10 protein-coding genes and 1 pseudogene are annotated in these 13,813 nt (G+C 64.3%); 8 read left to right on the forward strand and 3 right to left on the reverse strand.

Annotated elements, in window-relative coordinates:
• Positions 1–631, reverse strand: a pseudogene (locus OQ789_RS23675) (IS110 family transposase); the annotation flags it as partial.
• A gap of 345 nt (positions 632–976) precedes the next feature.
• On the opposite strand from OQ789_RS23675, the gene OQ789_RS23680 reads away from it, so the two are divergent.
• From OQ789_RS23680 to OQ789_RS23700, 5 genes are all read left to right on the forward strand, one after another.
• On the forward strand, positions 977–1,690 hold the full coding sequence (locus OQ789_RS23680; RefSeq protein WP_324688615.1) for a GAP family protein: 714 nt from the start codon (positions 977–979) through the stop codon (positions 1,688–1,690).
• Positions 1,691–2,061: 371 nt separating this feature from the next.
• On the forward strand, positions 2,062–3,330 hold the full coding sequence (locus OQ789_RS23685; RefSeq protein WP_324688616.1) for a glycosyltransferase: 1,269 nt from the start codon (positions 2,062–2,064) through the stop codon (positions 3,328–3,330).
• 201 nt (positions 3,331–3,531) lie between these two features.
• Positions 3,532–4,803: a glycosyltransferase gene (locus OQ789_RS23690; protein WP_324688617.1), complete on the forward strand. Its 1,272-nt coding sequence runs from the start codon at positions 3,532–3,534 to the stop codon at positions 4,801–4,803.
• Positions 4,804–5,191: 388 nt separating this feature from the next.
• A complete protein-coding gene (locus OQ789_RS23695) occupies positions 5,192–6,460 on the forward strand; it encodes a glycosyltransferase (protein WP_324688618.1) in 1,269 nt (422 codons plus the stop codon).
• An 80-nt stretch (positions 6,461–6,540) separates the two neighbouring features.
• Entirely contained in the window at positions 6,541–7,257 is a 717-nt protein-coding gene (locus tag OQ789_RS23700) for a class I SAM-dependent methyltransferase (protein ID WP_324688619.1), read from the forward strand.
• Between the two features lie 34 nt (positions 7,258–7,291).
• Here OQ789_RS23700 and OQ789_RS23705 read toward each other — a convergent pair whose 3' ends face one another.
• On the reverse strand, positions 7,292–8,335 hold the full coding sequence (locus OQ789_RS23705; protein WP_324688651.1) for an NAD-dependent epimerase/dehydratase family protein: 1,044 nt from the start codon (positions 8,333–8,335) through the stop codon (positions 7,292–7,294).
• 100 nt (positions 8,336–8,435) lie between these two features.
• Positions 8,436–10,649 carry an acyltransferase family protein gene (locus OQ789_RS23710; protein WP_420716189.1) on the reverse strand — a complete coding sequence of 738 codons (2,214 nt, stop codon included), beginning with the start codon at positions 10,647–10,649 and terminating at the stop codon, positions 8,436–8,438.
• Positions 10,650–10,779: 130 nt separating this feature from the next.
• Here OQ789_RS23710 and OQ789_RS23715 point away from each other — a divergent pair, with 130 nt between their 5' ends.
• The 3 genes from OQ789_RS23715 to OQ789_RS23725 all read left to right on the forward strand — a co-directional run bounded on the left by OQ789_RS23715 (position 10,780) and on the right by OQ789_RS23725 (position 13,713).
• Entirely contained in the window at positions 10,780–11,946 is a 1,167-nt protein-coding gene (locus OQ789_RS23715; RefSeq protein WP_324688620.1) for an acyltransferase, read from the forward strand.
• A gap of 225 nt (positions 11,947–12,171) precedes the next feature.
• Complete coding sequence (locus OQ789_RS23720; protein WP_324688621.1) at positions 12,172–13,287, forward strand: class I SAM-dependent methyltransferase; 1,116 nt, start codon at positions 12,172–12,174, stop codon at positions 13,285–13,287.
• A 282-nt stretch (positions 13,288–13,569) separates the two neighbouring features.
• Positions 13,570–13,713 carry a hypothetical protein gene (locus OQ789_RS23725; protein WP_324688622.1) on the forward strand — a complete coding sequence of 48 codons (144 nt, stop codon included), beginning with the start codon at positions 13,570–13,572 and terminating at the stop codon, positions 13,711–13,713.
• Positions 13,714–13,813 lie beyond the last annotated feature (100 nt).

Raw genomic sequence — 13,813 nt, forward strand, 5'->3', positions numbered from 1 at the left:
GGCGTTGCGGGCCTTGCGTTTGCGCAGCCAGGCTTCCAGTCGCGCGGTACCGGCGCGGCGCAGCCCGTCGGGGGTTTTGATAGCCGGCGAGCAGGATCAGGGCGGCCTTGCTGGCGCTGTAGTCGAAGGCCCGCTCCAGGGCGGGGAAGTATTCGAGCAGTTGAGCGCGCAGCCGGTTGATCGCCCGGGTGCGGTCAGCGACCAGGTCGGTGCGTCGGGCGGTCAGGATGCGCAGGTCCACGGCGATCTCGTCTCCAGGTCGCAGGGGTTGCAGGTCGCGGCGCATGCGGGCCTGATCGGCGATGATGGCGGCGTCCTTGGCGTCGGTCTTGCCGTCGCCGCGGTAGCCGGCCGAGGCGTGATGGACGGTGCGGCCAGAGATATAGAGCAGCCGCTGTTCGGCGGTGATGAGCAGGACGATCAGCAACGCGGCTCCGCCGTGGTTGAGGTCGATCGCCCAGGTGACCTCGCCGCCGTCGGCCAGCGTGGTGACCGCGTCGATCAGTTCAAGCAAGACCGTCTCGTCGTTGGCGACGCGTCGGGACAGCACTGGCTGCCCCTCGCCGTCGATGACCACGCAGTGATGTTCCGACTTGCCGGCGTCGATGCCGGCCCACAGTTGCTGTCCCACAACCACCTCCATGATCGTCATCGTTGCTACCAGCCCAACAGACGACCACGCCGTCGTGTCCTTACACAGCGATCGAATCGCATCTCTCAATTAGCGGTCGAGTCGTCGCGGAACGCCAGGCGGCCAATCCTCCTGGGCCATGAAATGCAGCAGACAAATGAAAGCCATACCCAACGTTCCTGGGTGAAAAAAACCGTACAACGTCCGGTCTCAATCACCCTGCAAGAAAGGTAAGGACTAATGATATTCAGGTCGTGCCGCCACAAAGGACCAGTCATTCGCGTTGGCGCGAATCGAAGCTCGCACCGCGCAGCGTCCACGAAGAGGCCGTAAGTGTGGGGATCAGTGGCGATTCTCGCGTTCTTGGCCGCGTTCGACCCGGTGCGTCTGGGTGTGGTGCTTCTACTGATCTCGCGGCCGAGGCCGGTGCAGAACCTGCTTGCCTACGCGGTCGGCAGCCTCACAGCATGTAGCTACATGCTGGTTCTTCCCCTGGCGGTGCTGAACACCACACCGATTGGCGTTCAAACTCACGCCAACGCCAGTTGCACCTTTCGGCATGTCCAAATAGGGGCGGGCGTGGCCGCACTCGTGTTGGCCGCGCTGACCACGATGCGTCCACTGGTTCGATCGAATGCAGTTGCCGCGCGGCCGACAAGCCTTAACACACAAGGCGAGCCACCGAGCCGGCAGCTGTTTCGGCGCGCGCGCAGCGTGTGGGAGTCAGGTGCATTATGGGTCGCGCTGGTGATCGGCATCGCCATAGGTGGCCCTCCATGGGACGCCGTGGCGTTCCTGCTGGCTTCCATCGCTATGTCTGGGGCAGCCATCGGGGCGCAAGTAGTGGCTGGTATCGCTTTGGTGGTCGGGATGCTCGCGGTTGTTGAGATCGCCCTCATCGGCCACCTCGTCAACCCAGACAAAGCCCAGGGGATGCTGCGCCGGTTACGCGACTGGGCATCGACTCACCGCCGACATGCCCTGGCCGCGATCAGCGGGCTCGCCGGAGTGTCACTGATTGCCAACGGCACCGGGATCGTAGGGATCGTGGGAGGATGATGCGCGTCGGGCATCGGCGTTGCCCCGTTTGTGATCGACGAACGTTGGCGGACAGGCGAATACAAATGTGATCGACGGCCCGCGAAGATCGAGATGAACGATCACTGGCGACAAATCGGTTACACCAGCGAGGCCGATGTACGGTTGGTCCGTGTCTCCGCTTATTATGGTCGCTCGAATTCCATATGGCTGCAGTCCAGCCCGTTCGTCGGGTAGGAATGGACAGCCAGAGCAACCCACTACAAACTCGGAAACCGTGCCGGACGGTCGTATGACCGCCAACGATGAACGAATATTCGGCGAGTTGCCGCCAACGCCCGATACCCACGACGTCGCCCGCGTGCACGGGAAATGAACGGCTAGGAGCTGCAATGAAATTTGTGCTGGCAGGCCAGGGAACTCGTGGCGATGTCGAGCCCTTCATCGTTGTCGGCCGCGAGCTGCAGCGCAGAGGGCACGACGTGCGAATCGCTTTCCCCCCCAACCTCGTTGGCGACGCCGAGGCGGCTGGCCTTAAGGCGGTCGCGTATGGGCTGGATTCGCAGGCCGTGATTGACAGTCACCGCGACTTCTGGATAAGTCTCTTCGGCAACTTCTGGAAGATCCGCGAGGTGTTCAAGTCGCTGCGCGAAGTGTGGGAGCCCGGTATGCAGTCCTGGGGGGACATGGGAAGGACGCTGACCTCGCTGGCGGACGGGGCGGACCTGCTGTTCACGGGCATAAGTTTCCAGGAGGGCGCTGCCAACGTCGCCGAGCACTACGGCATTCCGCTGGCCACGCTGCATACCTTTCCGATGCGGGCCAACAGCTATCTCCTGCCGTTCCTGCCGGCGCCGTTGGCGCGTTCCGCACTGACGATGCTCGAGTGGCTGCATTGGCGCATGACGCGCAAGGTCGAGGATGCGCAGCGCCGTGAGTTGGGCCTACCGAAAGCAACACGGCCCTCGTCGCGGCGGGTCGCCGACCGTGGGTCGGTGGAAATTCAGGCTTACGACGAGGTCTGCTTTCCCGGGTTGGCGGCCGAATGGGCGAATCGGAGTGGGCAACGGCCGTTCGTTGGCGCCCTGACGCTGGAGTCGCCCACGGATGCCGATGACGAGGTCGCGTCCTGGATTGCGGCGGGAACCCCCCCGATCCTGTTCGGTTTCGGCAGCATTCCGGTCCAGTCTCCCGGCGACACGCTCGCCATGATCGCCGCAGCCTGCGCAGAGGTAGGCGAGCGGGCGTTGATCTGCTCCGCCTGGACCGACTTCGGTCGCATCCAGGTTGTCGACCACGTCAAGGTGGTGGACGGGGTGAACTTCGCGGCCACCTTCCCGGCCTGCCGCGCGGTGGTGCACCACGGTGGCGCGGGCACCACGGCCGTAGGATTGCGCGCCGGCGTCCCGCAGCTGATCCTGTGGACGTGGCCGGATCAGGCGCTGCGGGGACGGTCGGTCAAGCAATTGCAGGTGGGCACCGCCCGGCGGATATCGACGACCAACCAGGATTCACTGGTCGCGGATCTGCGCGCCATCCTCGCCCCGCGATGCGCCACCCGGGCCCGCGAGATCGCCCCCCGGATGAGCAAACCCACCGAGGCGATCACGACCGCCGCCGATCTTGTGGAGGATTTCGCTCGCCGCGGACGTGTTGGCTGATCGCTGAATGACCGGGAGCCGCTCTCGGGACGTGCTTCGCTGCGGATACATGCACGGACTTAAACTCGAGAACGAAGTTTCTACTCGGCCAAGAACTTTCGAGGTTTAAACCTGCCGGTATCGGGTTATCGTGCAGATAGCTGGGGCCATGCGGCGTTCGGTCTCGCCGAAAACCACGGGATGTGAGGGGCAGGATCTGCGGTGAAATTTGTGTTGGTGGGCTGGGGAAGCCGCGGCGATGTCGAGCCCGGCGTCGTAGTCGGCCGTGAACTGTTGCGTAGAGGACACGACGTGCGCATAGTCGTTGCACCCGATCTGGTTGGCTTCGCCGAGTCGGTGGGGCTATCGGCGGTCGCCTGCGGTCCGGATGTGCAGTCCGTTCTTCACGGGTACCGCGACTTTTGGACGTGCTTATTCCGCAGCCCGTGGAGGATCCGGAAGCTTGTCGATTCTTGGCGAGACTCGTTCGGGCCGATGTTCCGGTGCCGCGACGAAATCAGCACCGTGCTCACGTCGTTGGCGGAGGGTGCCGACCTGCTGTTCACCGGGATCAATTTCGAGGAGGTCGCCGTCAATGTCGCGGAATACCACGACATTCCGCTGACCACGCTGCATTGGTTCCCGCTGCGGCCCAACGGCCAGCTTTTCCCCATCGTGCCAGCACCGCTGCTGCGCACCACGATGACCGTCTACGGGTGGCTGGGCTGGCGCACCGTGCTGACCAGATTCGAGGCCGGATTTCGCCGCGAACTCGGCCTTCCGAAGGCAAGAGTCGACGGGCCGCGGCGGATGGCGGAACGAGGGTGGCTGGAGATCCAGGCCTACGACGAGGTTTGCTTTCGCGGACTGGCCGCTGAATGGGCGAAATCTGGTGGCCGCAGGCCCTTTATCGGCTCGGTGACGATGGAGGCGCCGTCCGATACCGATGACGAAATCGCCTCGTGGATCGCCGGTGGAACGCCGCCGATATTCTTCGGCTTCGGCAGCATGCCGGTCGAATATGCCGCCGACACGCTCACCATGATCAGCGCGGCCTGCGCGCAGCTGGGCGAGCGCGCATTGGTGTGCGCAGCAGGCAGCGACTTCAGCCGTGTGCCCCACTTCGACCACGTCAAGGTGGTGAACTCGATGAATTATGCGGCCATCTTTCCGGCCTGCCGGGCTGTGGTGCACCACGGCGGCGCCGGCACCACCGCCGTGGGCCTGCGCGCGGGAGTGCCCACGTTGATCCTTTCGACCGACCTCTTCCAGACGCTCTGGGGTATTCAGGTCAAACGCCTGAAAATCGGTACTGCCCGGCGGTTTTCGACCACCACCCGCAAATCGCTGGTCGCAGACCTGCGTACCATCCTCGCTCCGCAATACGTCACCCGGGCCCGCGAAGTCGCCACCCAGATGAGCAAACCCGCCGAAGCGATCACCACCGCCGCCGATCTCGTGGAGGATCGTGCGCGCGGCGGACGTATCGGCTGATTGCCGGGCGAGCACCGTCGCGTTAGTTGATGCCCTCGTCAGATTGGACCAGCCAAGGCACCCTCGTCACAAATCATCGTGGCCCACAGCCTACGTGGGTTCGTCCACACGGCTTGTTACCACGAGGACCGGGAGCGTTAGTGGCGTTCCGCGACGCTGAAAGTGTGCTGATACGTGCTTCGCAGGGGCCGTTTCCGCGCGCTAACAGCCAGTACGACGTGCGCGTAAGCCGCGCGCGGTGTGGTACGTGTCGCCGTCGACAGGACTTATTCGGGATTTCATCCCGATAGCGCGCGCATTGGCGTTATTCTGCCGAACGGTCGAGCCCAGGGCCCGCAGGGGCCGCATTCAATTCGCAGACACACGGGATCGAGGGGGAGCATCTGCGATGAAATTTGTTCTGGCAAGTTGGGGAAGTCGCGGAGATGTCGAGCCCTTCGCCGCCGTCGGCCGCGAATTGTTGCGTCGCGGCCATCAGGTGTGTATGGCCATCCCGCCCGACCTAGTTGCCTTCGCCGAGGCGGCTGGGATTCCTGCAGTCGCCTGTGGACCGAGTTTGGAGGCTATCGCTCAGACGCACCGCGACTCCTGGACGCTTCTCTTCCGCAGTCCGTGGAAGATCCGTGAGGTGCGCAGGTCCCGCCGCGCAATTTGGGAGCCCCTTGCCCATGGCTGGGAGGAGATGAGCGCGACGCTGGTGTCGCTAGCAGACGGCGCCGACCTGCTATTTACCGGCCTAAACTCCGAGATCGTCGCTGCCAACGTCGCGGAGTATCGCGGCATCCCGTTGGCGACTGCACATTGGTTTCCGCTCCGGCCCAACGGCCAGCTACTTCCAGGTCTGCCACCGCCGCTGGTCCGCTCCGCAATATCCGTGTTCTGGTGGCTGTCTTGGCGTGGGACGAAGAAGTTGGAGGACGCGCAGCGCCGCAATCTCGGTCTGCCGAAGGCAACAAGCCCGGCACCGCAGCGGATCATCAAGCGCGGGTCGCTAGAGATTCAGGCCTATGACGAGGTGTGCTTTCCTGGGATCGCAGCGGAATGGTCCGAATGGAATGGCCAACGTCCCTTCGTCGGCACGCTCACGATGGCGTTGCCAACAGAATGCGATCAGGAGGTCGCGGATTGGATCGCCGCCGGGACGCCGCCGATTTTCTTCGGGTTTGGTAGCATCCCGGTCGCGTCTCCTGCTGCGACGCTTGCCATGATCAACGCCGCTTGCACCCAGTTGAACGAGCGGGCGTTGGTATGCGCTGGCTTGAGCGATTTCAGCGACGTTCCTCAGTTCGAGCATGTGAAGATAGTTGACACGGTGAACTATGCGACCGTCTTTCCGGCTTGCCGCGCGGTCGTGCACCATGGTGCTCCGGGCACCACAGCCGCAGGCTTGCGTGCAGGAATCCCCACATTGATGCTTTCGACTGACCTCGATCAAACGCTCTGGGGGGCAGCGGTCAAACGATTGAAGGTCGGCAGTGCCCGGCATTTTTCGAGCATGACTCAGGAATCGCTGGTGGCGGACCTGCGCACCATCCTGGCCCCGGAGTTTGCAGAGCGGGCCCGTGAACTCGCCACGCGGATGACCAAACCCGCCGAAAGCGTTGCCTGTGCCGCCGACCATGTGGAAAATTTTGCGCGCGTTGGGCGCGTTCGCTGATCGGTAGCGTCGAAGCCGCATTTTCCCAGTGCGGCACGCGATTTCACTTCCATCGCACCACTTGTTAGGAGTTGGCTTCTATGGATCGGATTGAGGTTGTGCAGTCGGCGCTCAAGGGGCGGGTGAGGCCCCTGTATCTCGAGATCGGCGTATCACGCGGGTCCGCATTCCGCCGGATCAGCGCCGACGAGAAAATCGGCGTCGATCCGGCATTCAAGCTGTCGGCGCGGGCTCGCAGGGATGCCGGCGCGAAGGCACGCGCCACCCGCTACGTCGAGACCACGAGCGACGCCTTCTTCGCTGGAGAGACGGGCCTGCTCGAGAGCCGCGGCATTGACGTCGCCCTTATCGACGGGAACCACACGTACGCGCAGGCGCTGCGTGACGTCGAGAACACTCTGCGCTACCTGCGGGATGACGGCGTCGTCGTTGTCCACGACTGCAACCCGGCGAGCGCCAGGATTGGCGTCCCCGCGGCATCGTACGCCGAGTTTTGCGCGAAGAGCCGTGTGCGACAGTTGCTTTCGCCTGTCGTGCAACTCGCTTGGAGCGGTGACGTGTGGAAAACGATTGTCAATCTGCGCAGCACCCGAGACGATGTGCGAGTCGCGGTGCTCGACTGTGATCGCGGCGTCGGCATCGTGCGGAAGGGATCGGCGGACTCGCGATTGTCCTACTCTGCAGGTCAAATTGAAGCGCTTGGCTATGCAGATCTCGCCGCCGACCGACGCGGCTTGCTCAACTTGAAGCCGCCGACGTATCTCGACGAGTTTCTCAACTCGACGAGGTCTTGCTGACTGTGTGATCGGTTGGCGCCACGGACGTTTCGATCTACCCGTCGATCCATTCGAGCAACGCGTGCAGGCCGTCCGTCAGCGCCCATTTCGGACGCCAGTCGAGCGCGTTCGTCGCCGGCTCGATGTCGCAACTCGCGGCGCGCACGTCGCCGTCGCGAAATTTCGCGACCACGGTCGGTTCCGGGGCACCGCAGATCGCGGCGATCTGCTGTGCCAGCTCATGGATGGTGGTCGCGTTGCCCGACCCGATGTCCAGGCAGCGCGGCTCGGTTGCGGGCCTTTGCACCGCGGCGAGCACAGCGTTTACGGCGTCGTCGATGAAAACGAAATCGCGCACGATTCGGCCGTCCTCGTAGACCTCCAAAGGACGTTGTTTACGCGCCAACCGCGCGAAGAGCGCGACTATCCCCGTGTACGAATTGGTCAGCGACTGGCCCGGCCCGTAGACATTCTGCAGGCGCAGGACGCTCAGGTTGGTGTCATGGGCGGCCGCCCACGCCGCCAGCACGTGCTCCTGCGCCAGCTTGGTCGCGGCGTAAATGTTGGTCGGCCGGGGCTGCGTGCGGTCGGCGCAACTCGCGAGCGGCACCGCCGGCTCGCCGTCGGGCCCCTGGGGATCCCAGATACCGGCCAGCAGCTGGGCGTGGCTGCGCGGGGGCGGGTAGAAGACTTCTTGAGCGCATCGCCAAGCGCCCTCACCGTAGACGGCCCGCGACGACGCCAGCACGAATTGCTCAGGCACCAGCGCCGCGCGGCCCAGGGCGTCGAGAAGCTGGGTGGTGCCCACCACGTTGACCGAGCTGTGGCGCGTCGCCTCGGTGAGCGACTGGGCCGTTCCCGTCTCGGCGGCCAGATGGACGATCTGCGTGGGCTGGAACAACCGAAGCACGGCATCCCAGTCAGGCCCGTGGGTGACGTCGCCGGTGAGGAACCGCACCGACGGCGGCAGGTCAATGGCTTGGCCTCGAGGATGCACCTGCGGGTGCAGGACGTCCATGACGGCGACGTCGTAACCCGCCTCTACGAGACGACGCGAAAGCGCCGTGCCAATGAATCCGGCCCCACCGCTGATGAGCACGGATGATGACAAGAGCTGAACCTCCGGTTAGGTCTGTCGAGTAAGCAGGCGGCCCGCACGGGTTGCAGAAGGGGCCGACTCGATCTTATTCGGGCCCCTGTCAGCCGTGGGCGAGCACACGGTCGGCCAGCGCCCCGATCACCGGTGCCAACTGCCGCGAGTACTCGATTGTCAGGTGCACCTTGTCAAGGTAGACCAGGGTATTGCCGACGATCACCGGGCAGCGCTGAGCGGTGCAGAACAAGTCGGTGATGTCGGCATAGTGGCCACCGCCGGCTTTGGTGGCGGAGGACTCAGCCTCGACGCCGGACGCGTTCACCGCTGTCGACCGAGGCGGCGAGCAAGCCGTCGCGTCATCGAGGTGGCCGGACAGGCAGATCGGCACTATGGAGTTCGGATCAGGGACCGGCCCGAGCACCAGCACCTGCGCACCGGTAGCTCGAAGCTGTTGCACGAGGTGGGTCAGGCTGTTCAGCCATGCCGCGTCGTAGGAGGTGAAACCCGCCGGGTAACCGTAGGAGGCGCCGTACCGCCGCCACATGCTCACCGCGACCAGCCGCGGATGCTCCGCACGCAGTCGATTCATGATCTGCCCGCGCCATTGCTGGCACTCGGTGTACTCGCGGTGAACGTAGGGGCTGGCGATCGGCAGGTCCATCAGCGGGCAGCCCGCCTTGCTCATGTGCACCAGCCGCCAGTGGCGTTTGCCGGCGATCTGCTGGAACGCCGGATGCCACATGGCGGCATTCGAATCGCCGACCAGGGCCACCGTCGTGGTCGAGGCGGTGTCGCCCCTCGCGCACTCAGGCTGACTAACTTGCACAAAGGCGAGCAGGCATCCGTTGTCGTCCACTTCCCTGATTTCGGCTGTCGCGTCGGCAAGCGGTGGCTGCAGGTTCGACGGTACGGCCTTCAGATCCGCGGATGCCGCTACCGCGGCCTGCACCTGCGCGAACGCGTGCTGCACCGCCATGTCGTAGAACTGAACGCCGCGACCCGGGGTGGGGGGCGCTGCAGTGACGGTGAGCGGCGCAGCCGGCGCGCCGCGGCCCACCGGGATGGGCACCCACACCAGCAGCGCCACGCCGACACAGACCGCTACCGCGGTGGCAACACCGCCGAGGGCCAGACTGCGGAGGGGTGATCGCCGCACGGGCCCCGCGAATCGCAGGGGGTTCTCGATGAAGCGCAGCGTGAGCACGGCAAGGCCGCCGGAGATGGCGGCCGCCGCCAGCCTGCCGGCCAGTCCGAGCGGGTGCCCCAGCAATGGCGGTGCAAGCAGCAGCACGGGCCAGTGCCAGAGATACCACGAATACGACACCCGCCCGATGGCCCGCATCGGTGTTAACGAGAGGACGCGGCCGCACCCCTGAGGGGCTGCGGCGCAACCGGCGCCGATCACCAGTGCGGTACCCAATACGGGCAACAGCGCGGCGGTACCCGGGTAGGGCGTGCCGGTGCTCAATCGGGTGCAGGACAGCAGGATCAGGGCCAGGCCCGCCCATCCCGCGATCGCTGCGGGTATTGCCGGCAAGCGGCCCCAGTGCTGGGCCGTGAGGGCCACCAGGCCGCCGGCGGCCAACTCCCAGGCACGTGTGGGTAGCGAAAAGAACGCCACCGACGGCATCCAGTTAGTTGCCGCCAGCGACATCGCAAACGACACCGCCGTCACCAACGCGAGGACTATCAGATACGGAATTTCCGACGAGGTCGCATCGGCCTTGGCGCGCCGGCGGACATGCCGGATGAGCCAGGCCGTACCGATGATCAATGCCGGCCACACCAGGTAGAACTGTTCCTCCACGCCCAGGGACCAGTAGTGCAGAAACGGCGACGGCGGCATGTAAGGGGCGAGGTAGTCGACGAATTGGAGGACGAACCGGTAATTGCCGACATACAGCGCACTCGCAATCCCGTCTCCCATGGCGGTGTGGGCCAGCAACGGGGGCAACAAGATGGCCGAGGCAACCGCGGTGACGACGCCCACCGCGGCCGACGCCGGCAGCAGTCGACGGGCCCGCGCCCCGTAGAAACGGCGCAGGCGGACGGTGCCGGTGCTGCCGGCCTCGCGCCAGAGCAGTCCGCTGATGAGAAAGCCGGAGATAACGAAGAACACGTCGACGCCGACGTATCCGCCACCCACCCCAGGCACGTCAGCGTGAAAGAGGACAACCGCCAACACCGCGACGGCGCGCAGGCCCTCGATGTCCCCGCGAAATTCCTTCTTCGCAGAGGGTTGACTCTGCACCGCTCCCGAAGGGCTGACACTGCCGTCTTGGCGCAAGGTCACCAACTTGATCAGAGAGGCGTTCACGGACACGGCATTGTTACATACCGGCAGCATGAAAAATGGTGATTCGGGACGACGTGCTTGCGTATCCGCCGCACGCTGCCGGCGCCGATAGAATGCCGGGCGCTGATCAACTGACTGTGGACGGGGGAGCATGAAACTCGGGCGGCAATTCGATCCGCGACGAAACGCGTTGAACGCCTGGCGATTAACGCTTGCGACCGGGGTCATCTTGCTGCACTCCTTTTCCCTCACCGGGCGGCACCTGTCATCTGCCCCAATCCACCAGTTCCTCAGAGACGCATGGGTCGACGGGTTCTTCGCGATCTCAGGATTTCTCATCACATCGAGCTGGCTGAGCAACCCGCGGCTTCGCAGCTACTTCGCCGCTCGAGGTCTTCGCATCCTCCCCGGGTTGTGGGTCTGCCTGATCATCACCGCGTTCGTCGTCGCACCGCTCGGTGTGGCGATCCAAGGTGGCTCAGCCGCCCGGCTGCTGCTGTCTCACGCACCGATCGAATACGTCCTGAAAAACAGCGCAGTGCTGACGCTTCAGAACGACGTGGGCGGAACGCCGCGCGGGATCCCGTTTCCTCTCATATGGAACGGCTCCCTATGGACGCTGATATGGGAGATGCTGTGCTACATCGCTGTGGCTGTTCTCGGCATTGTCGGGCTCCTCAATCGCCGGTGGTTTATTCCGGCAGCGTTCGCACTGGCGGTCACGTGGTCGGCGCTGCTGCCGACATGGGTGTGGTCTTTGCTTGAAGAACCGGTCGGCACACCGCGACAGATCGAAGCCGCCCACAACCCCGACACCGCAGCGCTGCTGATGGAGGTCATCGCCGCCCGCTTCGCTGTCATGTTCCTGGCCGGGGCACTCCTCTATCAGCTCCGAAACCTGATTCCCGCCCGGTGGTCACTCGTCGCGCTGAGCGCGGCCATCGCGCTGGCATCGATGCTGCTGCCCAATTACCGCCTGGTCGGAGCTATTCCGCTGGCGTACGCGATCATCGTTTCAGGTGCCCTAATCCGCAACAAGCGCGTGAGGTTACGGACCGACCTGTCCTACGGCGTCTACATCTACGCCTTTCCGATTCAGCAGTTGCTGGTCATCTGCGGCCTCGGCACTATGCCTCCGATTCTGTTCGCGATTGTCGCGACCTGCGCGACTCTGCCGGTCGCCGCGATCAGCTGGTTCCTGGTCGAGAAGCCGGCCATGTCATTGAAGTCTCGTCTCAAGCGGAGGAGCACGGCTCCCGCAGGTGACCCTGAGACCGGGCGGGCCGTACCGCGCGAAGGCGCCGAGAACTCCGCCTGAGCGATCACGGCGTCACCTATCATCGAGGCGATTCAACGCGGCACCGCGAGTCTCCATCTTCGTGACGGGCAGAAACATGCACCGGAGGGGCGGTTGCCCACCGACAACAGCGGCCGGCGGACCGTGAGAACGTGGCGTACCAGTTCGGCCGGTGCCGGGGCGGCGGCTTCAGCCGTCATCCGCATCCTGTAAGACCGAACCAAACCCAGGCACGGAGGTGAACCGGTGGACGTAGTCACCGACAGACAGACGGTGGACCGGACGAGCCTGCACCGAATCTGGAGAGCGATCCTCGTCGTCATCGCGCTCGTCGTGGCGGCGGCGTGTTACGTCGTGCCGGTCCTCTTGGCGGTGATTGGCGCACTGGTCCTGCTGCTCGTCTGCGCGCGCCTCGTGTACCGCGGTCGCGACCGCTACATCCCGAACCTGTACTCCCGCGACATCCGGGTCTATGACGACGCATACCGGGCATTCATCGCCCGCACGCTTTCGGATCTGCGTCAGCGCAGGATCAAGGGACACACGTTGCTGCGGGAGGCATCTCGCCTCGCGGGGCCCGCGGATGCCGACGAATTGCTGCTTGATCTGGGTGTCTGGATCGGTTGGTCGACACGGCTCGTCTCCGACGCCAGCGGCCGCAAGGTCTACGGCTTCGACACCTTTTCGGGCCTCGTCGAGGACTGGCAGGTGGAAGACCAAGTCGTCAAGAGCGGAACGTTCTCACTGTCAGACCCGCTCGCCCAACGCGCGATGCGAGACACCGGCGTCAGCATGCACGACGGCGTCCCCGCCGCGCTGGGCCGGGACGTGCAATACGTAAAAGGAAGCACCCACGACACGTTGGCGCCGTTCCTGGCCGAGCGGCCCGCCGCCGCGATCAGGCTCTTCCACATGGATCTGGACACCTACGAGAGTTGCCTGCACGCGTTGGAGACCTGCAAGGACCGCTTCATCGAGGGATCCATTCTCGTCTTCGATGAATACCTCGTCACCAATGGAGAAATGCGGGCCTTCTTCGAATTCCAGGATCGCTACGGGCTCGAATGGCAATACCGGGCCTGGGGCCTCGAAATCATGGAGATGAACGTCGAGATGATCACCGCGCGATGGAAACGCGCGCTGTACTCACTTCTCCTGATCGCCACGTATTGGCTGATAGGTGACGGCCACTTCGCCTGGGCATTCTTCCGGAGGCGCTTCTGGCGGTTCTGGTTGAACGCCCCCGCGGGTGACATTCCTTTCATGCTCGGCGCTGCGGGCCAGCGGAAATCGGTCAGCCTGGAGATCACGGGTCTGGGCAAGCTGGACTGGGCCCGCGCTCGTGATCACGACAACACCTGACACCTTCGTGACGGGTGCCACGCGATAGCGCGCCCCCGGGCAGCTCAGGACCAGGCGCTGGCAAGTTAGCCAACGTCCGTGGTCGGGTATTCTGCTTGCAAGACCGTCAAATCCCGCTGTGACAATTGACCAGGTCGTGTCTTTGGGCTGTCGGGTTCACCGGCTGAGATGAACTTTGACGAAACTCTGACAGGCGGCGTGGAGTTCCCGGGGAGCGGTGCGGGAACTGCACCAGTAGATTTGCACAGGTTAGGCCTTGTACTGAACCATCTGGGAGGACCGATGAAGATCGATCCGTTTGGCGGCGAGCAGCGCAGCTCTTTCGTCTTGGTGAACGACGAGGAGCGGTATGACGTGTCACAAAAGACCTTCGACCCGCCACCTGGCCGCCGAGTGGTTGACGGCGAAGGTCACCGGGGCGCATAGCCCGACCACATCGAACACAACTGAACTAGTGCCGGCCGACGGGTGCGTGCGAATGCGTCGCGGGCCGAGTATCCGGCAACTGAAACAGGGGGGTCTGGGG

This window comes from Mycobacterium sp. 94-17 (assembly GCF_035617725.1).
Taxonomy (GTDB): domain Bacteria; phylum Actinomycetota; class Actinomycetes; order Mycobacteriales; family Mycobacteriaceae; genus Mycobacterium.